General features: G+C 62.8%; 23 protein-coding genes. 11 read left to right on the forward strand and 12 right to left on the reverse strand.

Annotated elements, in window-relative coordinates:
- Positions 1-43: 43 nt before the first annotated feature.
- The gene (locus tag AC4GYU_RS03155) at positions 44-511 is read right to left on the reverse strand and encodes an outer membrane protein assembly factor BamE (RefSeq protein ID WP_491085449.1); all 468 of its coding nucleotides are present in this window, start codon (positions 509-511) and stop codon (positions 44-46) included.
- Between the two features lie 109 nt (positions 512-620).
- Between AC4GYU_RS03155 and AC4GYU_RS03160 the strand changes: the two genes are divergently transcribed.
- From AC4GYU_RS03160 to AC4GYU_RS03175, 4 genes are all read left to right on the forward strand, one after another.
- A complete protein-coding gene (locus tag AC4GYU_RS03160; protein ID WP_491085450.1) occupies positions 621-1,133 on the forward strand; it encodes a ubiquinol-cytochrome C chaperone family protein in 513 nt (170 codons plus the stop codon).
- Entirely contained in the window at positions 1,130-1,645 is a 516-nt protein-coding gene (locus AC4GYU_RS03165; RefSeq protein WP_491085451.1) for a YceD family protein, read from the forward strand. Before AC4GYU_RS03160 ends, AC4GYU_RS03165 begins: the two co-directional genes overlap by 4 nt.
- Before the next feature lie 474 nt (positions 1,646-2,119).
- The gene (locus AC4GYU_RS03170) at positions 2,120-2,863 is read left to right on the forward strand and encodes a hypothetical protein (protein ID WP_491085452.1); all 744 of its coding nucleotides are present in this window, start codon (positions 2,120-2,122) and stop codon (positions 2,861-2,863) included.
- Between the two features lie 26 nt (positions 2,864-2,889).
- The gene (locus AC4GYU_RS03175) at positions 2,890-3,390 is read left to right on the forward strand and encodes a dual specificity protein phosphatase family protein (RefSeq protein ID WP_491085453.1); all 501 of its coding nucleotides are present in this window, start codon (positions 2,890-2,892) and stop codon (positions 3,388-3,390) included.
- A 383-nt stretch (positions 3,391-3,773) separates the two neighbouring features.
- Here AC4GYU_RS03175 and AC4GYU_RS03180 read toward each other — a convergent pair whose 3' ends face one another.
- Both AC4GYU_RS03180 and AC4GYU_RS03185 read right to left on the reverse strand, forming a co-directional pair.
- Positions 3,774-4,688, reverse strand: coding sequence for an HNH endonuclease family protein (locus tag AC4GYU_RS03180; RefSeq protein ID WP_491085454.1), 915 nt, complete (start codon positions 4,686-4,688; stop codon positions 3,774-3,776).
- A 1-nt stretch (position 4,689) separates the two neighbouring features.
- Positions 4,690-6,732, reverse strand: coding sequence for an AAA family ATPase (locus tag AC4GYU_RS03185; protein ID WP_491085455.1), 2,043 nt, complete (start codon positions 6,730-6,732; stop codon positions 4,690-4,692).
- Between the two features lie 808 nt (positions 6,733-7,540).
- Between AC4GYU_RS03185 and AC4GYU_RS03190 the strand changes: the two genes are divergently transcribed.
- From AC4GYU_RS03190 to AC4GYU_RS03210, 5 genes are read left to right on the forward strand one after another with little or no spacing between them, the layout of a single operon-like run.
- A complete protein-coding gene (locus AC4GYU_RS03190) occupies positions 7,541-8,410 on the forward strand; it encodes a DNA-methyltransferase (protein WP_491085456.1) in 870 nt (289 codons plus the stop codon).
- Positions 8,400-8,861 carry a BglII/BstYI family type II restriction endonuclease gene (locus tag AC4GYU_RS03195; RefSeq protein ID WP_491085457.1) on the forward strand — a complete coding sequence of 154 codons (462 nt, stop codon included), beginning with the start codon at positions 8,400-8,402 and terminating at the stop codon, positions 8,859-8,861. Before AC4GYU_RS03190 ends, AC4GYU_RS03195 begins: the two co-directional genes overlap by 11 nt.
- A 13-nt stretch (positions 8,862-8,874) precedes the next feature.
- Complete coding sequence (locus AC4GYU_RS03200; protein WP_491085458.1) at positions 8,875-10,200, forward strand: hypothetical protein; 1,326 nt, start codon at positions 8,875-8,877, stop codon at positions 10,198-10,200.
- An 8-nt stretch (positions 10,201-10,208) separates the two neighbouring features.
- The gene (locus AC4GYU_RS03205) at positions 10,209-12,101 is read left to right on the forward strand and encodes an SNF2-related protein (protein WP_491085459.1); all 1,893 of its coding nucleotides are present in this window, start codon (positions 10,209-10,211) and stop codon (positions 12,099-12,101) included.
- Between the two features lie 3 nt (positions 12,102-12,104).
- Entirely contained in the window at positions 12,105-12,974 is an 870-nt protein-coding gene (locus AC4GYU_RS03210; RefSeq protein WP_491085460.1) for a protein NO VEIN domain-containing protein, read from the forward strand.
- Between the two features lie 115 nt (positions 12,975-13,089).
- Here AC4GYU_RS03210 and AC4GYU_RS03215 read toward each other — a convergent pair whose 3' ends face one another.
- The 8 genes from AC4GYU_RS03215 to AC4GYU_RS03250 all read right to left on the reverse strand — a co-directional run bounded on the left by AC4GYU_RS03215 (position 13,090) and on the right by AC4GYU_RS03250 (position 20,803).
- The gene (locus AC4GYU_RS03215) at positions 13,090-15,189 is read right to left on the reverse strand and encodes an AAA family ATPase (RefSeq protein ID WP_491085461.1); all 2,100 of its coding nucleotides are present in this window, start codon (positions 15,187-15,189) and stop codon (positions 13,090-13,092) included.
- Positions 15,186-15,620 carry a hypothetical protein gene (locus tag AC4GYU_RS03220; protein ID WP_491085462.1) on the reverse strand — a complete coding sequence of 145 codons (435 nt, stop codon included), beginning with the start codon at positions 15,618-15,620 and terminating at the stop codon, positions 15,186-15,188. The genes AC4GYU_RS03215 and AC4GYU_RS03220 overlap by 4 nt, the downstream gene beginning before the upstream one ends.
- Before the next feature lies 1 nt (position 15,621).
- Positions 15,622-15,807 carry a hypothetical protein gene (locus AC4GYU_RS03225; protein ID WP_491085463.1) on the reverse strand — a complete coding sequence of 62 codons (186 nt, stop codon included), beginning with the start codon at positions 15,805-15,807 and terminating at the stop codon, positions 15,622-15,624.
- Positions 15,808-16,456: 649 nt separating this feature from the next.
- Complete coding sequence (ssb, locus tag AC4GYU_RS03230) at positions 16,457-16,990, reverse strand: single-stranded DNA-binding protein (protein WP_491085464.1); 534 nt, start codon at positions 16,988-16,990, stop codon at positions 16,457-16,459.
- Between the two features lie 29 nt (positions 16,991-17,019).
- Positions 17,020-18,855, reverse strand: coding sequence for a ferrous iron transport protein B (gene feoB, locus AC4GYU_RS03235; protein WP_491086868.1), 1,836 nt, complete (start codon positions 18,853-18,855; stop codon positions 17,020-17,022).
- Between the two features lie 34 nt (positions 18,856-18,889).
- On the reverse strand, positions 18,890-19,162 hold the full coding sequence (locus tag AC4GYU_RS03240; protein WP_491085465.1) for a FeoA family protein: 273 nt from the start codon (positions 19,160-19,162) through the stop codon (positions 18,890-18,892).
- Between the two features lie 70 nt (positions 19,163-19,232).
- Positions 19,233-19,886, reverse strand: a complete 654-nt coding sequence (locus AC4GYU_RS03245) for a COQ9 family protein (RefSeq protein ID WP_491085466.1) — start codon at positions 19,884-19,886, stop codon at positions 19,233-19,235.
- Complete coding sequence (locus AC4GYU_RS03250; RefSeq protein ID WP_491085467.1) at positions 19,883-20,803, reverse strand: DMT family transporter; 921 nt, start codon at positions 20,801-20,803, stop codon at positions 19,883-19,885. Before AC4GYU_RS03250 ends, AC4GYU_RS03245 begins: the two co-directional genes overlap by 4 nt.
- Positions 20,804-20,889: 86 nt before the next feature.
- On the opposite strand from AC4GYU_RS03250, the gene AC4GYU_RS03255 reads away from it, so the two are divergent.
- Both AC4GYU_RS03255 and AC4GYU_RS03260 read left to right on the forward strand, forming a co-directional pair.
- The gene (locus AC4GYU_RS03255; protein ID WP_491085468.1) at positions 20,890-21,978 is read left to right on the forward strand and encodes an alkene reductase; all 1,089 of its coding nucleotides are present in this window, start codon (positions 20,890-20,892) and stop codon (positions 21,976-21,978) included.
- A gap of 35 nt (positions 21,979-22,013) precedes the next feature.
- Positions 22,014-22,634: an SOUL family heme-binding protein gene (locus AC4GYU_RS03260; RefSeq protein ID WP_491085469.1), complete on the forward strand. Its 621-nt coding sequence runs from the start codon at positions 22,014-22,016 to the stop codon at positions 22,632-22,634.
- A 28-nt stretch (positions 22,635-22,662) separates the two neighbouring features.
- On the opposite strand, the gene AC4GYU_RS03265 is transcribed toward AC4GYU_RS03260, so the two are convergent.
- On the reverse strand, positions 22,663-25,008 hold the full coding sequence (locus AC4GYU_RS03265; RefSeq protein ID WP_491085470.1) for an FtsK/SpoIIIE family DNA translocase: 2,346 nt from the start codon (positions 25,006-25,008) through the stop codon (positions 22,663-22,665).
- Between the last annotated feature and the right edge of the window lie 79 nt (positions 25,009-25,087).

Raw genomic sequence — 25,087 nt, forward strand, 5'->3', positions numbered from 1 at the left:
CCGAACACCAACCTTCATCCCCGGCAAGCGGGGAAGCAGGCGATTACTGGCCGGGCTGCCCCGCGCCGGTGCCGACGCCGCCGACCGTACCGATATTGCCGAAGAACTCCTCGAAGAAGCTCTTGCGGCGGCCCAGCGTCGGGGTGGTCCGGCCGTAGGGGTCGATCGAGGCGATCTGCTCCTTGCCGGTGCGGTCGACGGCGGTGACGTTGCCGGCCGGATCGAAGCGGATCCGGAGCACCGTCTGTTCGGTCACCCGCGGATTGCGGAAGGCGAAGGTCGAGGTGTTGCGGCTGACATAATACCATTCGCTGTCGCCGAACTGGCCGGTGAAGGTCGGCCGGCCGAGCGTCTTCTCGACGCTGGTCTTGTTGTCGGTCCCGACCTGCACCGCAGAGGCGAGCTGCTCGTCCATGATGTAGCCGCGGCTCTCGCGGTAGCCGGCGCAACCACCAGTGAGGAGGCCGAGGGCGACGAGAGTGCCGAGGAAAGCGAGACGGTTGCTGGTCACTACGAGATGCTCCGGGTACCGCCGCCCTTGCGCCGGTTCTTGCCGCGCTCAATATCGGCTGTGGACGACAACGCCAAGTGCGGTCGGCCGTCTGAACGGAGGATGACAGATGAAGTCGCTGATGCGACTGTTTCGCAGTGAGCCCAGCATCGCCCGGCCGCTCTACCAGCAGGTCGTGGCGAAGGCCCGCCAGCCCCACTGGTATGTGGCCGGCGAAGCCGAGGACACGATGGAAGGGCGATTCGCCGTCCTCGCGACGTTGCTCGCGCTGACCGACCTCCGGCTCGAGCAGGGCGGCGAACATGCGCGGCAGGCGAGCGTCGGCCTTACCGAATGCTTCGTCGACGACATGGATTCGCAGCTTCGGCAGGACGGGGTCGGCGATCCCGTCATGGGAAAGAAGGTCGGGAGCCTGGTGGGCGCGCTCGGCGGCCGGGTCGGCGCCTGGCGGCGCGTCGTTGCCGGCGAGGAAAGCTGGGAAGCAGTCGCGGGCCGCTCCTTCTACCGCGACCGGGTGCCCGGCGAGGCCGCGCTGGCGCATACGGTGGACGAGCTGAAGCGTTACTGGTCCGCGCTTAAGGGCCGGACCGACGAGGCGCTGGTCGAGGGAGTTCTTCCATGAGTTCGTCCGACAGCTTCGCCCATCATCTGTCCCTTGCGGCGCTGCGCGACGGGCAGCGGCTCGATCTTGTCGCCGACGAAGCCGAGCGGGCGGCGATCGCCGAGCGGCTCGACCTCCTCGCGCTCGACCGGTTCGAGGCGCATGCGGTGATCGGCCGCAACGGCGACGAAGTGCGCGCCGAAGGGCGCATTCGCGCGACGCTCGCGCAGGCCTGCGTCGCGACGGGCGAGCCCGTCCCGGGCACGGTCGACGCCCCTTTCCTGCTGCTGTTCCGGCCCGAGCCGTCGGTCGGTCCCGACGAGGATATTGAGCTCAGCGAAGAGGATTGCGATGTCGTCTTCCACGACGGGCGCGAGATCGATCTCGGGCAGGCGCTGGCGGACGAATTGTCGCTTGGCCTCGATCCTTATCCACGCAGCCCGCAGGCCGACGATGCGCTGAAGGAAGCGGGCGTGTTGAGCGAGGCCGAGGCGGGACCATTTGCCGCGCTTGCGGCGCTCAAGGGCAAGTAAGGCCGCGCGTCACTCGAGCGACGCGCGGCAAAAGTTCGCGCCTAGAACGGTTATTCCGGGAGACAGCTGTAACTGTATGTAAGAACAGGCTCCTGCCGTCTCCTAGGTTGGCCGATTAGCTTATTATTTCATGATCCTATCTGTAACTAAAGCCTTTTTTTTCCTTTGGCATGTCAGCTAAGCGCCGCCCGGAGGGAAGTCGGCGCGGAATGCCTAGGATAGTGCTTGCGAGCCGATCCTCCTTCTGTAAGCATTCGTTTCGCCGCCGGTGAAAGCCTGGCGGTGGGGCGTGGAAACCCCTGAACTTACGACACCGGTCACGATGGCCGGGTGGCCGTCGCGCATGTCCAAGGCTCCGCCTAAAGGCGGCGGCGCCTGTGCGTAAGTCCAGGTTTCCAACACCCGGCTCAGCCTCGGGTCGCCTCAATCATATATTGGATTTGCCGGCGCTAAGGTTGGGCTGGAGGAGGCGATATGTCGGAACATGCTGATGCGGAGCTCTTGCGCAAGTGGATGTTCGGATATCTGCTCGAGCACACGGGCGAAGATAGCTCATACTACAACATCCTCGAGAGGCCTGTCTCGCAACAAAATGAGTTCCTTCCTCTGAATGGACCGGAGTTGGACCGGGCGGAGCTATTCAAAGAGCTCGTGACGCGACTGGCAACCATCCTCGGCTCCGAGGAGGCGGTGGGCCGGTGGCTGTTGCACAGCACCATCTTCGACGAGTTTGGGGAAGCTCGGCCCATCATGTACCTTGAAGAGGGAGGGTTCTGGTCGCTGAGTCTGCTCAACGACGTTGTTGGAATTGCGCGAGCTCACCCAACTGATCCCCTTGGGCTCAGGTTCGAGGTGAACGGGGCAGAGCGCGACTTAGCAAAGGATCTCGAGAGCTGCCTGGACCTTATTCCAGCTGCCTGGGACATGGATGACGAGACGTTCGAGCGTATCCTGGGTGTGGGACCAGGATACCTGCGGTCCTGGCGGCATCATGAGGCCGGAGTCAGTGCTAGTGTTCTGCAGCAGCTCCGACGCGTCCTCATCTTCCATGAGACGCTTCGGCTTCACGTTAGGCCACGAGGCTATGCGGCTTGGTGGCACAGGGAATGGGCGGGGGGTAGCGCGATCGGCGCTCGCTCGCCTCTCCAGGTCTGGCAGGATGAGGGCTGGGACGGACTCAACTTCATCAAGCAGGTGTTTTGGGGACAGCAAGCCTGAGAGGCCGTGCGAGCTGGAGGGTAGAATTGGACCTGCGCATCGTCACAGCGAAGGAGGCTGTCGAACTACTCGAACAAGGGTGGCCAACCTTAGCCGTGAGCTTGGTAGGCGATGACCTTCGGTTTCCCCTTGCCAGCTACGGGCCACATCACCTCGTGATCAAATTTCACGATATTGAGGGCGAGGTTCATGGCTACATGGCACCGACGACGCCGCAGATTGCCCAAGTGCTGGAGCATACTAGGCATCTTAAAGACGGCGACCGCTTGTTGGTGCATTGCCATGCCGGCAAAAGTCGATCGCCAGCGATGGCCATCGGTATCCTCGTTCAGAGTGGGCTTTCGCCACCCGAAGCGTTTGATGTGGTCCGAGCAGCCAGACCAGAACTCATACCAAACCGTTTGATGATCCGCTTGATCGATGGGCTCTTGGAACTTGACGGTAAGTTGGTTTCGTTAGTGGACACCTACTACAAGGGGTTTGGCTCAGAAGTGCTCCTACCGAATAGAGGCGGGCTGAATCTTTAGGTCATCGCGGGCTGGCACGGACTAATTAGGTGAGCCTTCATGGCTGCTTAGCGCCCAAATCAGTCATGCGCAGCCAATCTGATCGTACTCGCAAGCTGCCCTTCGTTCACATTAGCACCCTCGGGCAAGCCACCCGCTGATTTACATCCAGTGGGTGAGTAGGTCGAAACTGCTGCGATCCGCGCGGGGCCTTTAACATCTGTCTAACTGCCACGAAAATCTTTGGGCGCGACCCTCTCGTCGCGGCGACGATCTCAGACACAGTTAGCGAAATGTCCGCTTTCGACCCATCGCGGACAGAACGCCCGCGAATGCAGGATGCTAGGGTGGGCGACATGTTTCGGCGCTCGTGCCGGTCAACGGTTCAGCACGGTGCTGCCAGCTTAGAAGGGCGGCAATTCCTGGGCGATACGCCAGCGCTCGATCTCTTCCTCGAAATCCTCAATGAAGGCCGCCGCCATGCCTGCGTAGGGTTGGTCGTGCTCGGCGAACACCTTGAGGCCAGTGACCGCGTCGCGAATGGCCTGGAGTTCCTGCGGTGTACCCTGGCACTGGTTCAATCGGTCGACGATCAGGCCTTTTGCGTAGAGCATCGGGCGAAGCGGAGTCATGCGTTCGATGACCAGATTGGCGCGATTCAAGGCACAGGTCCGGATCGTATAGTCGCCGTATGCGCTCGCCTGACCCTTCGTGACCTTCGCGTGCATCAGCGGCAGTTCGGACGAGAAATCCCATGCCACATCGTTCCTTGGATCGCGCCGGCAGGGATCTATCAGCTTGGCGTCTTCCTGGTGGAGCGAGCAGGTGCTGCTGACCGCACGGACGCCGAGCACGTCGAACTGGCTGGCCTTGCCGACGCTGGCCGGACCGCGCTTGGTCAGCAGGGTCATCACCTCGGCATGGGTCATGCCCGGCTTCACGATATGCTGCCGAAGGCTCTTGTTGCAGTCGCGGCAGGTCGGGAGGAGGTTGAACCAGTCGTGGGCAAGCCACCAGTAGCCACAATGGCCAGGCACGTTATCGGGCGGGCCTTTGGGCCGGTAGTGCTCGACCTCATTGGCGCCGACCGCATAGATCTTGCTCTCGCAATAAGCGCATTTGTTGCCGCTGAGACGCGCGAGCGCGGCCCTGACGTCATTGTCCCGGTAGAACTTGAATTTGAACGACACGTAATTCGGCTGCCACGGCGAGCGTGCCGCGTAATAAGCGGCAGCGTCGAGCTTCTCCTGCGCGACCGAACCGCTAGGCGTCGTCAGGGAGGCGGGCGAGGCAACGCTCGCACGGTCCAATTTACGCATCTCAGCCTCGCGGGCCTGCCTGCTTCAGCGCCTGGAAAACCTCGCTGACCGCCTCGGCCCGCGCTTCTGTCGCAAGCCGGGGTTCCTCGCGTTGTCGGAGATAGCGCAGCAGGGCCTCGTGGATGATTTGAGCCGTAGCACTGTCGCCGACCGTGATCCTAGAGACGAGGTCCGCCGCCTCCTTGCCGATCATGCGTTCGGGATTGGCTTCGTCGATGTCGGCAATACGCGCGATGGCAAGATGCACGCTGGGGTCGATGGTGCTCGACAGCCCGAAGAATTCAGAGGTGAGCAGCTGCTCCGCGCGCATGCCGCTGACCGGGGGCAGGTCTTTAAGCAGGTGGACGCTTCCAAGCTCGTCCCTCGCAAGGACAGACACTTCGCCATCGTCCATGCCGCGCACGCACAAGGGATCATGCGTCGTTGCGATGAACTGGACGCCTGGAAGCGCGGTCCTCAGCGACGACATGACCTGCATCTTCCAGCGCGGATGGAGGTGGGTCTCGATCTCGTCGATCAGGACGACCGCTTCGGCCTTCTCGAGGTTCGACCAATGCTCGAGAAGCCAGCGGCACATGTCCGCGACCATGGCGATGACTGACCGATAGCCCTCGCTGAGCTGCGCGATAGGGGTCAGCTGTCCCTGTGCGTACACCGAGATTCCCGCGCGCGGGTCGTTGACGAGATGGTCGTCGTCGCCGATTGGAAGGATGGCCCGCACCGTTCGCGCAACCTGGTCGAACTCATAAGGAGACAGCTCGTTCAGCCAGTCCCCGGGATCGTCGATCGGGTGCCGACTGTCGAAGAGGCTCCGCACCGCGTCCGCCGCGGTCCGCTTTCGATGCCCACGGGCTGGCTTGAAGTAGCGGTGCGGCCCATAGCCGAGAACCAGCGCGGACGGGTCGAGCGTACCGTCGATCTGTTTTCGGACCGGATCGTATTGGAAGACGGCAGGATCGCTTCGGCTGTAGAATTCGATCGAGACCTCGGAAGTGTGCTTGCCCCAGACGTCCCAAGCGCCGCGCCGCTCGCTTCGGGCAAGCTGCTGGTCCGGAAGCTTCAGCCGCATTGCTTCCCGTCGGCCGAGCAAGGCCAGGGCGGTTGCAGCAAGCGAGGTTGACTTGCCGACCGCATTCTCGCCGAGCAGGAGCATGCATGGCGCGCCGTAGCGCTCCGACCGTCCGATCGGGAAAGAGATTGACAGGTGATCGACGGCCCGGAAATGCTGGACCTTGAGGCGGCGAAGCGATCCGCTGCTCGGCGGTCGCGCTGGGCTCACCTGTTCCATCGCGGCCGGCGCTTCGAAGATCTCGAGCGGCGCACGCCGCCGGCTAAGCTCGCCGACGCGCGCCCGGTCTCCATTTTCAACCAGATCAATGGCGGCTTCGAGCCGGCTGAGCTCGTCGGTTGTGCGCTCGGCGAGAATGGTCCGGAGTTTTCGAAGGAACGCGGGGCCGCTGTTCGGCGAGGCGTTGGCCTGCCCGAACTCGCTGAGCGTCCGGCAGATGACGTCGCGGCAGGCGCCGGCATGCGCTTCGGACTGCAGGAACCGGTAAGGTAGCTCGCTCTCGCGGCGAAGCGCCCGGCGCCAGATCTGCAGCGCGATCTGGATGGCTTCGTAGCGCGAACCGACGAGGTCAGGCTCATTCAGCTCGAAGATGTGGACGGTCGCATTGCCTTTCACTGAGTTTGGCTTCGGAAAGCATTCGCCCGACATGAGATAGGAGAGGTGGGTGAATGGGTTGTCCCTCGCGGGGTCGAGCAGATGCGGCCGCTCTTCACTCCGGACTTCGTCGGGCGTGGCGAGAAAGCGGGCGCGATAGCCGCCGACCGGAAACCGGTCATGCCTAGCCCGCTCGCACCTGCGGCACATCAGGAGGAGATTGTACCACTCGTAGGCGAGCCAGGAATAATGGTCCGCGAGTTCGGACCCCGGCTCTTCATCGCCAAGGGCAATTGGCCGGTAATGACTTACGTTGCCCGAAACGGCGCCGATCGGCCGTTCGCAATAAGCGCAGCGTCCGCTGAATTCTGAGATAAGCATCTCAAACAGCGGGCCTGAGTGAAAGAGATCGTGTTCGATTGGCGCGCGGCGCTGGCGCCGGTCGTCGCGCGGCCGACGCGCCCAATCCAGCAAGCGGTCTCGGGCCGGTTCGACCAGCTCGAAAAAAAGTTGGTTAGGTCGGGTCCGGGAGACTTTGAGCACGGACAAGCCTTCTTCACATCATTCCAACGGGAAAAACAACAGCTAATCCGAGCCCGGCCATTTTACCACTAAAGTGTCCGGAATCCAGCGTTGCACCGAGTTTCGAATATTTGTTCGATTGAACTGCGCATTGAAGGGAGTTCTGTCTGATACGTAGGCTAAGTTGTTAGTTCAGGTTTGGTCCCTATGCCGGTCCGTGGGCAACTCTGCCCCTCCCGCTTCATTGGCTGATAACTAAAACAAATTGGAAGATGTCTGACGATCGCTTCGGCACAAATGTGAAAGAGACTGGAGAGGACAGTAGTAAGCCCCTAACTGTTGCGCACAGCGCTGCGCAAAGGGCATTGTCAGAGAACCTCGGCTTCCAAAGTAAGGCAGATCATTGCAATTGTGGGAGAAAATGGTGGACGCACTATGGCCCGAACCTAGGACCCGCTGATTAAGAGTGAGTTGTCCCGCGCCCGTTTTCCGGTCTCAAGGCCGGAAAGCGGACGGGCCGCTACCGGCCAAACTCAGCCCCAATCACCATCCGTCTGAGACCCCCTCTCGAACCAGGCTCTATGGCCGCAAAAGGAGGTTGGCCATGGACTAAACGAAAGGCGAACAAAGACTTGCTCGGACATCGACAATATGTGACGTCCCGATAATGAAAGCTGCAGCTTCTAACGTTGTGCCAATCCGCACCGAGCCGCGCCACAACATCAAGTGCGCGGACAACCTCGATTATATGCGCTCTCACAAGAATGAGAGCATGAACCTCATCGTGACTTCGCCGCCTTACAATATCGGCAAGGCTTACGAGCAGCGAACCTCACTTGAGCGCTACGTCAAGCAGCAGGCCGCGACCATCGCCGAGGCTGTTCGGCTGCTGCACCCGAATGGCTCGATCTGCTGGCAGGTCGGCAATCATGTAGATGATGGCGAAGTCTTCCCGCTAGATCTCGTGCTGTATGACGTGTTCAAGAAGCACGGCCTCAAACTTCGCAACCGGATCGTCTGGACGTTCGGACACGGTCTACACTGTCAGAAGCGTTTCTCGGGCCGGCACGAGACAATCCTATGGTTCACCAAGTCAGACGATTATGTCTTCAACCTCGACCCTGTTCGAGTGCCCGCCAAATACCCGAACAAAAAGCATTTCAAGGGGCCAAACCGGGGTGAGCTTTCGGGGAATCCATTGGGCAAGAACCCGGGCGACGTCTGGGACATACCGAACGTTAAGGCCAACCACGTCGAAAAGACCGACCATCCATGCCAGTTTCCGGTAGCTTTGGTCGAGCGCTTGGTGCTCGCGCTGACTAAGCCAGGCCAGTCTGTCTTAGATCCATACCTCGGTGTCGGTTCATCAGCGATCGCTGCGTTGAAGCACGAGCGGCTCGCCTACGGCTGCGACCTTATGCCGGAATATGTGGCCATCGCAGAACAGCGCATCGCCGAGTTTTACGCCGGCACTCTTAGAACACGGCCGATGAACAAACCGGTTTACGATCCTTCGGGCCCGGCCGATGCGGTTTGAGTATGTTCATGACCATCATCATGCTGCCGCCGCCTTCCAGGAGCGCGACATCTATGAATGGCTGACTGACGTTTTCGAGGCGCCGGCTGTTCCAATCCGACCGGGCAGCACGAACGAGATAAGGGCGCATATTCAGTCGGAGTTGGAGAACGATGGCTGGGCTCTGAACGTCAGGATAGACCAGGAGCTGGCTAATACAGTTTCCGCTATCAAGGGCGACCTCGGTTTTCAAATCCAGACGGGTAACATGAGCCGTGCGCCATATGATCTATTGAAGCTTCAGTATCTGTTTCAGTCGAAGCGTATTGCTGTGGCTGCCTTCGCTTTGCCGACTAAACTTGCTGCCTCAAAAATTGGCAGCAACATTGCGCACTTTGAGCGTATCTGTAAGGAGTTGGCCGTCTTTGATAGGGTAATCACAGTACCTATACTGGTGATTGGATTCGGCTAGGGGGTCAGTTGCGTTGAAATACAAGATTGAGCTGGTCGCGCCGGTGACGCGCGAGGCAACTATCGCTGCCAAACTCAACACCAACCCGCCGCCAGCGACACGTGAGTTCTACGGATTTCGCAATCGCAAGTGGGACCTCCCGCTGATCAGCGTGCCGATCGGTCTTCCGATCTACCGGATGGCTAATTTTCGCACATTCACCGATCAGCGCGATTTCATCGCCGAGGAGCAGAAGCCAGCCGATTATTTCTCGGCTGGCCAAGAATCGGAGGCCGTTCAGCAGGATCAGCACAAGCTGCTCCACCGCCTGGCGGAAAGAGGCAAAGCGGAATCCGTTGTTTCTGTCAGCGCTGTGCTCGAAAAAGAGGGGCAGCGCCAGCCACTCCTCATTACCGCCTCTGGCGTTGTCGTGAACGGTAATCGTCGCCTCGCTGCGATGCGCGAGATCTACGAGGACGACCGGGTCAAGAACGCCAAATTCAGCCATATCGACGTGCTCGTGCTTCCCGCCGATGCAACGGCGGAAGAGGTTGTCGACATCGAAGCCAATCTCCAGGCGATGCCGGAGACCAAGTTAGATTATGACTGGATTGGCGAGGCGCAATTGATCAAGGCGCTGGTCTCGCTTGGCCGCAGCCACGCCCAAGTCGCCGATCAGCTGAATCGCAAGGAAAAGGAGATTGGCTACGCCATCCAGACGTTGAGCGAGGCCGACCTCTACTTGAAGGAGGCTGTTGGCGCCGAAGGCGGTTATGCCGAAATTCGCGAAGCTGCGGAGCAACTGTTCAAGGATTTGCCCAAGCTGATCGAGGACAAGTCGGAGGAGAAGAAACAGGCGAGCCGGGTGATTGCCTGGACGCTGTTCCAGAACAAGGAAAAGCTACCCGGCCGACTTTACGACTATAACGCTGCAATCGGTCGACTGGCCGACGATGTCATTGCCAGAGTCGCCGAAGAGCAGGGCCTGGACACCGACGAGGACGGCGAGGATGCTGATGTCGACGACGAGGGTTTCGACATTGTTCTTGATCCTGACGCGACCTCCAGTTCAACTGCAGCCGTCGTCGAGGCGCTACTTGGCGAGGATCGCGGCGACGCGGTCGACTCGTTAGTTGAAGCTGCCATCACTGTTATCGAGCTGGAGAAGGGCCAGCGCTCGGGCAAGGAAGCGCTGAAGGTCGTCACTCAAGCTCATTCCAAGCTAGCGTCGGTCGACATCTCCAAAGCGGCCGTGACCACCCATGCCGGCATTCTCAAGCAACTTGAGGCCATCAAAACCATAGTGACCAATCTCGAGAGCGAGCTCGCGAAGGCCAGCAAGGCGCCCGCAAAGGAATAACCTTCAGCATGCCGACCGAGATCGAGATCGACTATGACGCGCTGCGCGTCCGAGGGTTTGTGTCGCGCCGGACCGATGAGGGACATTCCTCGGTCTGGGAAAGGATTTCGGCTCGTCTTGCCGGCAATAGCGAAGTCCAGCAGCTCGGCGACCGGTTCGACATGCCCTGGCCCGAAACGCTTGGGCTGATTCGGGAATTCGGGACCGCCAGCCTTCAGCGCTCACTCGATTTCCGCTTTCGAGTCACCGAGCGTGCGCGCGGGCCGATGCAGCGCTTCATCGACGAAGCGCGCGAGACCAGGCAATGCCGCAACCAGCTCAAGGTGAACATTGAGCCACATGACATTCAAGCCCAGCTTCTATCGCTCGGTTACACGCGCCAGCTAAGGCAGTTCCAGCTGCGCGATCTCTCACACCTCCTTTCACTGTCTCACGGTGCCAACTTCTCAGTTCCGGGTGCCGGCAAAACATCGGTAAGTCTTGCGCTCAGCATGCTGGTCCGGCGCACGGACAGCCACCTGCTGGTGATTGCGCCGAAGGCCGCGTTCCCTGCGTGGCGCGAAATCGTCAGCGAGTGCATTGCCTCTGATGCGAGTGAGCAAGCAAAGGAGCCCTTCACTTTCCTCGACGGCAGCGAAGAGCAGAACGAGATTGCTCTACGCAGCGGCGCCACTCGGTTCGTGATGTCCTATGACCTGATGGTTCGCCAGCAGGGCTTGATCGCGGCCTATCTGGCCCGGACTCCGGTTCATCTGATCCTCGACGAATCGCACCGGATGAAGGCCGGACAAGCGTCACAGCGCGGGGCCTTCCTCACCAGCATCGCTACCCTCCCCGTTCGTCGCGACATCCTCTCGGGTACGCCAATGCCCCAGCAGGCAAGCGATATGGCATCGCAGCTGAGCTTCCTATGGCCAGGCCAGGGTTATGACCTGGATATCCAGCGTGGAGCAGCGCCACGGGAAGTGCTCGGCTCACTTTACGTGCGAACCACCAAGACCGAACTTGGGCTGCGGCCGCCCAAGCGCTTCTTCCATGACGTCGACATGGCGCCTGGCCAGCTTGCGCTCTACGGGGTCGTTAAAAGCGAAATCCTGCGCCAGCTTACCAAGGCGGTCAGTCAGGAGCAGACGGATTTCGTCTCGGCCCGCCGGTCGGTGATGCGGCTGCTTCAATTATCAACCAATCCCGCGCTCGCGCTCCAAGCCATGGCCCAGGACTATCATGGCATCACCTCAGGGATTGCCGAGCAGGTCGTGACGGAAGGGGCGTCAGCCAAGATGCGCGCCGTCGCTGAGCATGCCCGAAGGCTTGCTGCTGAGGGTCAGAAGAGCGTGATCTGGACGATTTTCACTCAATCGATCCTCGATATGGAGCGGCTGCTCGCCGATCTTGGCCCGGTGACGCTTTATGGCGCCATCTCAACGGGCGCGCCCGAAGACCCTGAGACCCGTGAGGGACGCCTGCGCACTTTCCACGAGGATCCGGCCTCGATGGTTATGATTGCCAACCCAGCAGCGGCCGGGGAAGGCATCAGTTTGCATAGGGTGTGCCACAACGCCCTTTATCTCGATCGAAGCTATGTATCGACGCATTACCTTCAGTCGATCGATCGAATTCACCGACTCGGTCTGGAAGACGGCATCGAGACCTTCATCCATGTTTACCGGACGAGGGCCCCAGCTGGTCTTGGCAGCGTCGACCTGTCGGTCAGCCGTCGACTGGCTGTCAAAATCCGCAACCTCCAAATGCTTCTGGACGATCAAGACCTCCACGAGTTGGCGTTCGACGAGGAGAATGCCGACGACCCAGTCGACTATGACATCCAGATGCAGGACCTTATCGACCTAGTCGAGGAGCTGGAGGGCCGGCAGCACAGTACCGACGTTGAAGAGGCCTGAGGCGTGGAGTTCGATCGCCTTTTCACCATTTCCGCCTTCGAGGGATTGAGGTTGCTCCGTGGCCTTCTGGCCGAACAGCCCGGCCTTCCAATCCACGAGTGCATGGCAGTGCTGATCGCGCGCTCCCCCCAAGCCAGCGGCTATGATCTTGAGGCGGCGCTAAAGCTCCACACCCTGGTTCGACGCGACGCGCCGGACGCGCACGTCGGCTTCTATCGCGAGTGCGTGATGGCGGTCATGATTCAGTCGTTGCCGGCCTGGGCCAAGGTCATGACGATCGGACGAGGGCGCTTTATCAAGAGCATCCGCAAAGATGAATATCGCGATATTCGGAGCGTCTTTCGCGAGGCGCGACTCCTAGCTGACCCACCTACGATGGATGACATACGTTGGTGGGATGAGATGAAGGAGCGGGTGCGAACGTCGAAGAATCTCGTCACGATGGAGCGGGCCCGCGAGGCCGAGCGCCTTTCGCTCGAGCATGAGATGCGCGAACTCAGCAAGGCTGGGATTGACCGATTGCCGGAATGGACCGCGATCGAAGACGACACGGTCGGCTATGATATCAAGTCCTTCCGCGAAGTTGCTGGGGTCATTCGACCGATCCTGATCGAGGTCAAATCGACGATCGCATCGCCACTTCGCTTCAACGTCAGCCGCAACGAGTGGAAACAGGCGGCGTCAGTCGGAGATGCCTACCGCTTCCACATTTGGGACCTCACCCCGACCCCTGCGCGGCTTTATGAGAAGAGCGTCGAGGATGTCCGCCCGCATATTCCGGTCGACAATGCGCAAGGCGAGTGGACCAATGTCCGTGTCCCGGTGTCGAGCAACAACGTCGTCGCGGCAGAGGATATCGACTGGGCGGCCTAACCGGCCCGGCGAGATATAGTCAAAGCATAAGCGGATTGGGCGGCTGTCCGCTCGGTGTCGCGATGGAAGCCGAACCGTGCCTGCTTGACCTACAAACCGCGCCGTAGACGAACCATCATGCTGCTACCCTTAACCTGCTGCTGATCGCGTCGCGAACTGCTTGCTGCAACCAAGTCTTACGCTTCGTTGCCTGCGCCGGTCGTGCCAGCGCAGAACGAAATTCCGCCGGATTGCCTACGAGCACCACGCGGCGCTTACCTCTAGTGACCGCCGTATAAATAAGCGCACGGTCTAGGATGCGGCTTGGCGTCACTGGTACAATAACTGTCTCGAACTGCGACCCCTGCGCCTTGTGCGTGGTGATCGCCCACGCCCGCTCAAGGTTGTCCAGTAGTTCAACGGGAATGGTGCGATCACCTTCATCAAACCTCACAGCTAGACCATCCGTGGTCATGCCAAGAACTTTGCCGAGGCTGCCGTTCCACAGGCCAAGGTCATAGTCATTAATGGTCCAGATGACCGGTTCGCCCCGCAGCCATGTCGTTGGATCAAGCTTACGCGCGGCCGACCACGAGTCATGAAGGCCCGCGTTCATTGCATCCGTGCCGCCGTCGGCGGGATCTCCGCCGCCCTTGATAGACCCAATGATCTGAGCGGAGGGAAGGCTACGGCGGATGGATACGGCAGTCGTCACCACGTCGGACCGGTGGCAGACCGCGATCGCCACGCCAACCTCGTTAGCCAGATTGTAGATGGGCAAATCTGGCAGAACCCCGTTGCGTATCGCTTGCGCGAACGCTGGAATGCCAGTCTCAGCGTCCTGACGCATCACCTCAGTCAGCACCGTGCGCGGTATCTCTTCGACGTCGAGCAGGGCGTGAAACGTAAGCCCGAAGCCGACTGGCGGCAGCTGTCCGTCGTCGCCCACGAGCAAGAAGCGACAACCCTCGGGTGCCATCGACATGATGCGGTACAGCGACCCGACATCGATCATGCTTGCTTCATCGATGATGATGATGGGCAACGTAGACAGGTCGTTGTGTCCGGCGAAGACGCCATGCAGCCAGCCCGCAATTGTGCGGGCCTGTTGGCCAGTCGCTTCGCGCATCCTTAGTGCGGCCCTGCCTGAAAGCGCCATCATTTCGACAGGTATCCCTGCGGCTGCGGCAGCGCGGCAGATCGCTTGCAGCGTCGTTGTCTTGCCAGTGCCGGCACCGCCAATAAGCAGTGAGAAGTTCTTGGTGATCGCCATGGCTACCGCCGAAGCTTGACCAGCGTTCAGAGTCAGAGCTTCCGATGATTTATCGGCGAGGGGCAGGATGGTCGCTCCTCGCAAACCAGAGGCGAGTTCATGCGCGATCCGTTCCGCCACGGCATCCTCCATGAGCGCGGCTCCTGGTGCCTGCCATCCAGTTTGGCGCTTGCGGACGGCACCAAGATGCAAAGCTATCTCGATATCCTGATTACTAACGGGAAAGCCCAGAAGGGCTCCCGCAGCATTCGTCAGACTTTCGGTATCCATCAGGGTGTCGCCCTCAGCCAGGCGGGCATTTAGCACGGCTTCAAATGCAGCAGCCAAGCGGCGCGGGTCCATCGCCTCGCAGCCCATCCGGCCGGCAATCGCGTCGACCGACTTCCAGTTGCTGAAAGCAAGCAGGCGGTAAGGGTCTTCATCGATCCGCTTGAGCGCGTCCGCCCCGTATATAGCGAGCAGCTCAACCGCGATGCGAGATGAGAGACCAAGCCTATCCAAGCCGGCGAGCACGCGTGGCTCGGCATCGACAGCCGGCCATTCCAGAAGAATTGTGTCAACCTGCGCTCGGGAACGGTTGTCATGCCCAAGGACGCGCAACAGTGCCTCAGTGTCGCCCGCATCTAGGCGGTCGACGAGTTGCTCGCCATAGGCGTCCCACAGTTTGTTCGCTGTTGAGTCACCAACACCGGGAAAGCGCTGGCCGGCTAGAAGGCGCGCAAGCAGTCGGCCTTGGGGCCTCACGAGCGCCATTTCATCTACCACGACTTGCGGGCCGAACTCGGGATGGCTCTCGTTCCGACCGCGAATGTGCCAAGTCTCACCGGTGGCAGGCGGGCGCGGCATATCCCGCGCCAAGAAGCGGCGGCGGACCGCCCTTTCGTCTTCTGCACGAAACACCGCCATGCTGGCGGTGGCATGCAGGACTTGGGTGACGGTTGCTTGGACGGTCATCTCGCTCATCGGGGCAGACGACCCGTCTCCGCTAGGTGCTTGTCGATCGCCTTGTAGCGAATCATGTCGCGCCTAAGCTCCGTAGCTTCGCTGCGGGCGATCAGCAGCTCGCGCTCGAGCTGATTTACGCGATGGCGTAGCTGCTTCTTCTCTTCATCATCGTCAGCGGTCGAATGCTTGGATGATGCCGTGGCAGTTTCGCTCCCTTTCGTTGCGATTGATGGAATTCCATGCAGTTCGAACCGCTCGTCGCACAAGTCGCGGTTCCGTTTATTTTGGTAGATGACCTGCCGGCTGGTGAGGGGCACATCGCGAACGATCGCAGCGATGTCGCCGGATCCGTCAGGCTTTCGTGGAATGCTGGCGCCCACACGGTCGAAGTAATCCTGCAGGGCTCTGTGGTTGGCGTCACCACGTTCCCTGTTGCTGATGTCCGCCATGTTAGTCGCTCTCGCGGGCAGGCAACGAACGCTCTAGGTCTTCTACGGTCACGCCCTTCATCTTGGCATTGTAGATGTAGCGGACGAACCGCTTCTCATAGCCTTCCACAAGGCGATTTAGCCGCGCAATCTCATCGTCGCGGGCCTTGAGCCGCTTCGCCGCGAGCTCCGCCTCGACCGGACGCACACTGTGCGCCAGCGGATGTAGTCTAGCGCCCATCCCATGCGCGCGAGGTGAGTGTCCTCGTGAACGATGCGGGCGACCTCTTTCCCTGCCACAAGCTTGGCAGGCTTCTTGCTCGCCCGCATGGCTTCGGAGAGCGTCTCGATCTCCTGCGGATAGAATAGGCGGCCGCCTTGAATTCGTTGATCAAGGTCAATCCCATGCTCATCTAGCCACTCGTGAAATAGGCAGATCGCATCGATTTCGCGCTTAGCGCTGTTGATCGACCCCTTTCGGTGATGTGCGGTGCTGTAGCTGCAGACCTGCGCATCTGGCAGGCCGGTCGAACGGGAAATCATCAAGGGAAAGCGCTCGCCGCTCTCCATTCTGATGATCTTGGTACTGTATCCTACGTTCGAACGCACACTCGCCCCCACCTCCCCGGCAAGGGGCCGTGGATACAATTCGTAACTGGTGACTCGGTAGTCAACCGCTCAGGTGCAGCAACAGAGTGCTTAGCATCACACCGAGGAAGGCGGGCAACAGCTACAAACAGTCACCCGTCAATTTCCTTGGGAAAAGAACCTTTCGCTAGCTACAACTTTTGCCGCTGAATGGCTACCACCGTCTCGTTCGCGGGGCGCTCAGTTACAAAACGCCGCCTCACCCTATATCAGAAGGGCACGTCGTCGTCGAGATCGTCGAACGCCGCCGGCGCCGGACGGTTGGCCGAGCTCGACGACCCGCCGCGGCTGCCGCCACCCGAATAGCCGCCACCGAAGCCGCCATCATCATAGCCCGAGCCGCCGCCGCTGCTGCGACCGCCGCCGAAGCCGGCGCCACCACCGGCGCCGTCACCGCGACCGTCGAGGAGCACCATCGAGCTGTTGAAGTTGCGCAGCACGACCTCGGTCGAATAGCGATCCTGGCCGTTCTGGTCCTGCCACTTGCGGGTCTCGAGCTGACCCTCGAGATACACTTTCGAGCCCTTTTTGAGATAGCTCTTGGCGACCTTGGCGAGGCCTTCCGAAAAGATCGCCACCGAATGCCACTGGGTGCGCTCCTGGCGATTGCCGTCGCGATCCTTCCAGTTTTCGGAAGTGGCGACGCGCAGGTTCACGACCTCGCCCCCGTTCTGGAACGAGCGGCTTTCCGGGTCCTGCCCGAGATTGCCGACCAGGATGACCTTGTTGACGCTTCCCGCCATGAATCGAACTCCTCTTTCTTGAAGAGCAGCTATAGGCCGAGCGCGACTGCCGTCCAGTAGGTGACGCCCGCCGCGACATAGGCGAGCGCGAAGAGGTAGCCGAGCATGAACAGCGGCCATTTCCAGCCATTGGTTTCTCGCCGCGTGACCGCGATCGTCGACACGCATTGCGGCGCAAAGACGAACCAGGCGAGGAAGGCGAGCGCAGTCGGAAGCGGCCAGTTCTGGCCAAGACGCTCGGCGAGGCTCTGCTGCACCTGCGCCTCGTCGGCCTGGTCGATCGCATAGACGGTGGCGATGGCGCTTACCGCCACTTCGCGGGCGGCCATGGAGGGAAGCAGGGCAAGCGCGATGTCGTGGTTGAAGCCGATCGGCTTGACCACGACCTCGATCCCGCTCGCGATCTTGCCGGCGATCGACACCTCGCTCTGCTTTTCGCCCGGGCCGGCCTGCGGGAAGCTGGCGAGCGCCCAAAGCAGGACCGTGGTGATCATGATGATCCCGCCGGCACGCTTGAGGAAGATGATGGCGCGCTGCCACAGTCCGAGGGCGACGTCCTTCAGCGCGGGCAGCTGGTATTTTGGCAGCTCCATCATGAAGAAGGAGGAGGCGCCCTTCGCCACCGTCCGGCGCAGCAGCAGCGCCGCGACCAGCGCACCGACGATCCCGGCGAGATACAGGCCGAACATGACGATGCCCTGCAAGTTCACGCCCGGCAGCACGTCGCGATTGGGAATGAAGGCGGCGATGACGAGGGTGTAGACCGGGAGCCGGGCCGAACAGGTCATCAGCGGGGCCACGAGGATGGTCGTCAGCCGGTCCTTCTCATTGTCGATGGTCCGGGTCGCCATGATCCCGGGGACGGCGCAGGCGAAGCTCGACAGCAACGGGATGAAGGAGCGGCCCGAGAGGCCGGCGCGGCTCATCAGCCGATCCATGAGGAAGGCGGCGCGAACCATGTAGCCGGTGCCTTCGAGTGCAAGGATGAAGAGGAACAGGATGAGGATCTGCGGCAGGAAGACGACCACCGCGCCGACCCCGCCGATCACGCCATCGACCAGCAGCGAACGGAGCACGCCTTCGGGAAGGGCGGCGGTCACCGCGGTGCCGAGGGCTTCCATCCCCGCCTCGAGCCACCCGACCGGAGTCTCGGACCAGGCGAATACCGCCTGGAACATGGTGAACATCACGAGGGCGAGGATCAGCGGCCCGGTGACGGGGTGAAGGAGCCAGCGGTCGAGCCGGTGGGTCCAGCGCCTGACCTTGGTTTCGCTGACCACGGTCGCGGCGGCGATGCGCCGGGCTTCCCGCGCGAGCGATTCGGGCGCGGACCGCGGTTCGGGCGTGGTGCCGAGCTGCGCTGCAACCGCATCGCGAAGCGCCTCGACCCCGCGGCGCCGGACGGCGACGGTCTCAATCACGGGGACGCCCAGTTCGGCCGACAGCGCCTCGGCGCTGAGCTTGAGGCCGTCGCGCTCGGCCATGTCGACCATGTTGAGGGCGACCACCATCGGTAGTCCGAGGGCGCGGAGCTCGAGCGTGAAGCGGAGGTGGTTGTCGAGATTGGATGCGTCGAGCACGACCAGCAGGGCGTCAGGCCGACGTTCGCCGGCCTGGGCCCCGGTGAGGACGTCGCGAGTGACCGCTTCGTCGGGGCTGGAGGGCTCGAGCCCGTAGGCGCCCGGGAGATCGACCAGCTCGACCGGCCGGCCATCTCCGAGCAGCAGCTTGCCGCTCTTCCGCTCGACCGTGACGCCCGGATAATTGCCGACCTTCTGCCGCGCACCGGTCAGTGCGTTGAAGAGCGCGCTCTTGCCGGCGTTTGGATTGCCGACCACCGCGACAAGAGGAATGGGCAGGGTCATGCCGTGACGTTCCGGCTTGTTCACCGACCGCGGATCAGGATGCGGGAACGACGCGAATCGCGCGGGCGTGGGTCCGGCGAATCGCCACGGTCATGCGGCCGACCCGGACGGCGAGCGGATCGCGGCCGAGGGGGCCCGTGTGCAGCGGCTCGACCTCGACATCATGGTCGAAGCCGAAATGGCGCAAACGCGCCGCTTCGCTGAAGCCCAGCGATGCCCAATCGACGTCCGCGATCCGGCCACGGCGTCCGAGCGCAAGCTCGTCGAGACGGAACGCAAAGTCAGCGGGGGCGGGCTGAACGGTCATTACTGAGATTGATTATCAATAACAGGAGCGAAGGTCCAGTGGGACAAAACGTCCCACCGCTTCGCCTCGCTCACCGTGGCGGATAGCGGAGCCTTCCGAGGAAGCGCGTCAGGCTCGGTCGCTCGCGTTGTCCGACGCCCGCCTTCCACTTCTCGAAGCGCATCACCTCGTCGATTCGCCGATCGAGGAAGGCAGCGGTGTCGGCCGCGCCTTCGCTTTCATCCTGGAGCCAGGCGAGCAGGGTCGATCCGTAGACCGCCGAGAGGATCGCGCGCTTGGTGTAGTGATTATAGTCGGTCGCCGTGTCGCCAGCGAGGCGCCACATGACGTCAGCACTCCGCCACGACAGGCGAGTCGCGGCCGCGAGGTTCTGCGGCATGGCAAGCACCGACAAAGCGCGGCGGATGGCCTCCTTGGCGGGTTCCTGGATCTGGAGCCGCTCCCAGACGAGGCTGCGGATCCGCTCGCGGATCTTCATCGTCGCCAGTGTCTCGGGCGGGAGCCGCTCGGCCAATGCCGCGTCCACGCCTTCGCCGAAGAGGTCGATCAGGCCGACGGCATCGTCCGGGACAGCGAGGGCGGCCACCGCGGGATCGACGCCTTCCGACAGCGCCGCGGCCTCGACGGCCGTCCGGGTCCAGCCGTCGAAGGCGGCATTTTCGCCGATGGCGAGGGCCAGCTGCCGGCGGGCGGCGGCGACGGGAGTTTCGATGGTTTCGCTCATGCCGCCTCCGAAGTGGGGGAAGAGGGTCGCTCCTGCAAGCGCACGAGGATGAGGGCGAGAGCGATCGCGGCGGCACCGGCAAGGTCGAGTGGCGTCATGACTTCGCCATAGACCAGCCAGCCGATCGCTGCCGATACGGCAGGTTGGGTGAGAAGAGCGAGGCCGACAATCAGCGGCGGAACCTGTCCGAGCGCATAGACGAGGCATCCTTGGCCGATCACCTGGCTGCACAGCGCGAGCAGGAGCAGCGCGGTCCACTGCTCAGGCATCACCTGCTCGCCCAACAGCAGCGCGAAGGGCAGGAGCATGGCCGCACCGAACAGGCTGGCGAGAATCAGGACCGGCAGCGGCTTCATCTCGCCGCGAACCCGCTCGATCGCGATCAGGTAGCCGGCGTAGAGGAGGCCGGCGATCAGAGCGAGGATATCGCCGTGAAGGTAGCGCGGGCTGAGTTCGGCACTGCTGGCCATCAGGAGGCCCGAGCCGAGCGCGGCGAGGAGCAGGGCGCTCCCCTGGCGCAGGGTAGGCCAGGAGCGCGCCAGCCACAGGCCCCAGCCGGCAAAGGCGAAGCTTGCGACATTTCCGAACAGGGTCGCATTGCCGAGCTTGGTCAGGTGAATGCCCGCATGCCAGGCCGCAAGGTCCGCCGCGAAGAAGAAGGCGGCGATCGCAATCACGATTCCGACTCCGCGGCGCGGCCAGATGGCGGGCTGGCCCATGGCCTTTCCGAGCAGCAGCAGGAACGGCAATGCCAGCGCCAGTCGCCAGAAACCGGCCGCTGAAGGGCCGACGTCGCTGAGGCGCACCATCCACGGGCCGAACGCCAGCGCGACGTTGCCGATCAGAAGGATGATGAAGGCGCGAGCGGGAACGTGCGTCACCCGGTCACCCGTAGCGCCGGAATGACGCTGGTCCACCCATGGGAAGCAGCAACCCGCCATTGCCGCGAGCGATCGCCTCCCTACCTATCGGCTCGTGCTCGCTTCACTTTGCCAGGATCGATATGCCCAATCTGTTTGACCCGGTCGCCTTTGGTGACCTCCAGCTTGCCAACCGAATCGTGATGGCGCCGCTGACCCGCGGCCGGGCCGGGCGCGAAGCCGTCCCGAACGACCTGATGGCCACCTATTACGAGCAGCGGGCCGATGCCGGGCTGATCATCTCCGAAGCGACCGGAATCAGCCGCGAAGGCCTCGGCTGGCCCAACGCGCCCGGGCTGTGGAACCGGGATCAGGTGGAGGGCTGGAAGAAGGTCACCGAGCGGGTCCACGCCAAAGGCGGGAAGATCGTTGCGCAGCTCTGGCACATGGGGCGGCTGGTCCATTCGGACCTCGGCGGCGGCCAGCCCGTCTCGTCGAGCGTCACGACCGCGCCGTTCAAGGCACACACCTATGAGGGCAAGAAGCCCTATGAAGAGGCCCGCGCGGCGACCCTCGATGACATCAAGCGGATCATCGGCGACTATGCGACGGCGTCGCGGCACGCCATCGAAGCCGGCTTCGACGGCGTCCAGCTGCATGGCGCCAATGGCTATCTGATTGACCAGTTCCTGCGTTCGTCGGCCAATCACCGCGATGACGATTATGGCGGGTCGATAGAGAACCGCCTGCGCTTCGTCGCCGAAGCGCTCGAAGCGGTGGGCGCGGAGATCGGCATGAGCAAGGTCGGGATCCGCTTTTCGCCCAACAGCCTCAGCCAGGGTGTCGAGGATGATGATCCCGAGACGCTGTTCGTGGCGCTCGCGAAGCGGCTCGAGGACCTGCGCGTGCCGTGGATCGAGCTTCGCGAACCGCGTCCGGGGACGACCTTCGGCGACAATCCGAGCGACCCCGTCAGTCCGCTGATGCGGCCGATCTATTCGGGCGGGATTGTCCTCAACAGCGACTATGTGCGCGACAATGCGACCGAGCGCCTGCACGAGGGCGTCGCCGATGCGATCAGCTTCGGGCGACCGTTCATCTCCAATCCCGATCTGGTCGAACGGCTCCGCGCCGATCTGCCGCTCGCCCAGGCCGACGTGAAGACCTTCTATTCGGAAGGGCCCGAGGGATACACCGACTATCCTCTGGCGACGGAACAGGCGACGGCCTGATTGTTTCTTAGGGCATGGAGACAGCAACGATGCGGGTGAACTGGAAAGCCACGGGCGCGGTCGCGGCGGGAGCCCTGGTGGGCCTCGGGATCGCTTATGTCCTGCGCGAGAAGGCGACCCCGCAGCCCGGCTATCGCGTGCTCGTGAGCGAGGGCGATCTTCAGATCCGGGCCTATCCGGCGCTGAAGGTCGCCGAGACCGTTGTCGCGGGACCGCGCAAGGAAGCGCTGCGGGAGGGCTTTCGCCGGCTTGCGGCCTACATCTTCGCCGAATCGCGCGAGGGTGAGAAGATTCCGATGACCGCGCCGGTCCTGCAGGACGCGGGCAATCCGATGGCGAGCGATCCGCCGGTTTTTGACGACGAGGTCGAAGGTGGCTGGCGGGTGCGCTTCATCCTGCCCGAAGAGTTAACCGATCCGCCGGCACCGCCCGAGGGAGTGACGATCGTCGACCTGCCCGCCCGCCGGGTCGGCGCGGCGAGTTTCCACGGGACGGCGCATGACGAGCGGCTGGCGGCGGCGGAAGATCGGCTGCGCGGCTGGCTTGCGCGCCATGGCGAAGAAGTGGTCCGGAGCGAGGCCGAATACGCCTTCTACAACAGCCCGATGATCCCGCCGGCCCTGCGCCGCAACGAGGTGCTGCTGGCGCTCGTCTGATTTCCCGGCGCCGGGGGGGCACCTGGAATTAGAGCGGGTGCCCGTCGGTATCCATCAGCACTTCGCGGCGGCCGACATGGTCGGGCTGGCCGACCTTGCCGTCCTTCTCCATCCGCTCGATCAGGCGCGCGGCGCTGTTGTAGCCGACCCGCATCTGCCGCTGGAGGTAGGAGGTCGAGGCCTTCTGGCTTTCGGCCACGATCTGCACCGCCTTGCGGTAGAGCGCATTTTCGGGATCGTCGTCCCCGTCGGGCGCGCCGTCGAGGGCGAAGCCGCCGTCCTCGGGCTCCTCGGTGACCGCGCTGATATAGTCGGGCGTGCCCTGCTTGCGCCAATGATCGGCGATCAGGCGGACTTCCTCGTCGCTGACGAAGGGGCCGTGGACGCGCAGGATCTGCTTGCCGCCTGGCATGTAGAGCATGTCGCCCTTGCCGAGCAGCTGCTCCGCTCCCTGCTCGCCGAGGATGGTCCGGCTGTCGATCTTGCTCGTCACCTGGAAGGAGATGCGGGTCGGCAGGTTGGCCTTGATGACGCCGGTGATGACGTCGACCGAGGGGCGCTGGGTTGCCATGATGAGGTGGATGCCGGCCGCACGCGCCTTCTGGGCGAGGCGCTGGATGAGGAATTCGACTTCCTTGCCGGCGGTCATCATGAGGTCGGCGAGTTCGTCGACCACCACCACGATCTGCGGCAGGACCTCATATTCGAGCTCCTCGGTCTCGTACACCGGCTGGCCGCTGTCGGCGTCATAGCCGGTCTGCACCTTGCGCCCGAGCTTGGTACCGCGCGCCTTCGCCTCGAGGACCTTTTCGTTGAAGCTCTTGAGTGCGCGGACCCCGAGGCTCGCCATCATCCGGTAGCGCTCCTCCATCTGCTCGACCGCCCACTTCAGGGCGCGGATCGCCTTGGGCGGCTCGGTCACGACCGGCGCGAGAAGGTGGGGAATGCCGTCATAGATGCTCAGTTCGAGCATCTTGGGATCGATCATGATCATCCGGCACTGGTCCGGACCCATCCGGTAAAGGAGCGAGAGGATCATGCAATTGAGCCCGACCGACTTGCCCGAGCCGGTGGTGCCCGCGACGAGGAGGTGCGGCATCGGCGCGAGATCAGCGATGACGGGGTCGCCGGCGATATTCTTGCCGAGGATCAGCGGCAGGCTCATCGCCTGATCGGCAAAGGCCTGACTCCCGATCAGTTCGCGGAGCGCCACGCTCTCGCGCTTCGGGTTGGGAAGCTCGATGCCGATGACGCTGCGGCCGGGAATGGTCGCGACGCGGGCCGACAGCGCCGACATGTTGCGGGCGATGTCGTCGGCAAGCTGAATGACCCGGCTGGCCTTGATCCCGCTGGCGGGCTCGAGTTCGTACATGGTGACGACCGGGCCAGGGCGGACCTCGACGATGTCGCCGCGAACGTGGAAGTCCTCGAGCACGCTTTCGAGCAGGCGCGCGTTGCGCTCGAGCCCGGCGCGGTCCACCTGGCCGCGGCCCGCTTCGGATGGCGCGGCGAGGAGGTCGATCGGCGGAAGGGCATAGCTGTCGCCGAGCGCGAGGCTCTGCTGCTGCGCGGCATTGCCGCCCTTCTTGCCGCGGACCTTCTCGGCGACAGCGGGAGCGATGGCCCGGGTCGGCTCGCTGACCGCGACCTGCGGGCGTGACTTGGGCGGCGCGGCGACGCGCGGCTCGGCCGCTTCCGTCGCCGTCCGGCGGGGCGCCGGAACACGTTCCGCCGAACGCTTGAGCTTCTCGGTGACGAAGGCCTTCTCTTCCTCGCGCAGCGCGAGCGCGAAAAAGGCAAGGGCGATCCCGCTCAGACCGAGCAGGATGATGAGCGCGATCCGGGTCGGGCCGGCGATCGCCTGCTCCGGGATCATCGCCAGAAGCGAGTTCCAGCCGGCGGCACCGGCCAGGCCGAGGACCCCGCCCCAGCCGGCGGGAAGACCCGAGATGCCTGCGCTGGAATTGATCGTCAGGCCGAGCGCCATGCCGATCAGGAAAGCGCCAAGCGATGCGATCAGCAGCGCGCGTCCGATCCGGCCAGCGTGGCGGCCGCCGAGGAGACGGACCCCCGCGAGGGCAAGGACGGGCAGCAAGGCCAGACCACCCGGGCCGAAGACGAGAAGCAGCGCATCGCTGGCGTAGGCGCCGGGCAGGCCGAGCCAATTGGCGGCAGGACCGCCCGCCGCGGTGCTCCAGCTGGGATCGGTCCGCTCGTGCGTCAGGAGCGCGATGGCGAGGCCACCGGCGAGCGAGAGCAGGAGCAGGCCCGCGACGCGCACCGCGAACGCGCGCACGGCATCGCCAAGCCGATCCCGCCAATCGGGTTCGAGCGCGCGCCGGTCGGCGCGGGTACGTGCTGCAACGGTCGCCATGATCCTCTTCCCCGCCCTCTTCGGCCGTTCACCTATTGTGCCTGTCACCCGAGTCCATGGTCAAGGATGACGGCATGAC

It is taken from the genome of Sphingomonas sp. SP2 (assembly GCF_058313385.1).

What these genes read in the sequence shown, in the direction of transcription:
- AC4GYU_RS03160 (WP_491085450.1), top strand. Translation starts at nt 621, where the DNA reads ATGAAGTCGCTGATGCGACTGTTTCGCAGTGAGCCCAGCATCGCCCGG.
- AC4GYU_RS03165 (WP_491085451.1), top strand. Translation starts at nt 1,130, where the DNA reads ATGAGTTCGTCCGACAGCTTCGCCCATCATCTGTCCCTTGCGGCGCTG.
- AC4GYU_RS03170 (WP_491085452.1), top strand. Translation starts at nt 2,120, where the DNA reads ATGTCGGAACATGCTGATGCGGAGCTCTTGCGCAAGTGGATGTTCGGA.
- AC4GYU_RS03180 (WP_491085454.1), bottom strand. Translation starts at nt 4,688, where the DNA reads ATGCGTAAATTGGACCGTGCGAGCGTTGCCTCGCCCGCCTCCCTGACG.
- AC4GYU_RS03185 (WP_491085455.1), bottom strand. Translation starts at nt 6,732, where the DNA reads ATGCTTATCTCAGAATTCAGCGGACGCTGCGCTTATTGCGAACGGCCG.
- AC4GYU_RS03190 (WP_491085456.1), top strand. Translation starts at nt 7,541, where the DNA reads ATGAAAGCTGCAGCTTCTAACGTTGTGCCAATCCGCACCGAGCCGCGC.
- AC4GYU_RS03195 (WP_491085457.1), top strand. Translation starts at nt 8,400, where the DNA reads ATGCGGTTTGAGTATGTTCATGACCATCATCATGCTGCCGCCGCCTTC.
- AC4GYU_RS03205 (WP_491085459.1), top strand. Translation starts at nt 10,209, where the DNA reads ATGCCGACCGAGATCGAGATCGACTATGACGCGCTGCGCGTCCGAGGG.
- AC4GYU_RS03215 (WP_491085461.1), bottom strand. Translation starts at nt 15,189, where the DNA reads ATGAGCGAGATGACCGTCCAAGCAACCGTCACCCAAGTCCTGCATGCC.
- AC4GYU_RS03220 (WP_491085462.1), bottom strand. Translation starts at nt 15,620, where the DNA reads ATGGCGGACATCAGCAACAGGGAACGTGGTGACGCCAACCACAGAGCC.
- ssb (WP_491085464.1), bottom strand. Translation starts at nt 16,990, where the DNA reads ATGGCGGGAAGCGTCAACAAGGTCATCCTGGTCGGCAATCTCGGGCAG.
- feoB (WP_491086868.1), bottom strand. Translation starts at nt 18,855, where the DNA reads ATGACCCTGCCCATTCCTCTTGTCGCGGTGGTCGGCAATCCAAACGCC.
- AC4GYU_RS03240 (WP_491085465.1), bottom strand. Translation starts at nt 19,162, where the DNA reads ATGACCGTTCAGCCCGCCCCCGCTGACTTTGCGTTCCGTCTCGACGAG.
- AC4GYU_RS03245 (WP_491085466.1), bottom strand. Translation starts at nt 19,886, where the DNA reads ATGAGCGAAACCATCGAAACTCCCGTCGCCGCCGCCCGCCGGCAGCTG.
- AC4GYU_RS03255 (WP_491085468.1), top strand. Translation starts at nt 20,890, where the DNA reads ATGCCCAATCTGTTTGACCCGGTCGCCTTTGGTGACCTCCAGCTTGCC.
- AC4GYU_RS03265 (WP_491085470.1), bottom strand. Translation starts at nt 25,008, where the DNA reads ATGGCGACCGTTGCAGCACGTACCCGCGCCGACCGGCGCGCGCTCGAA.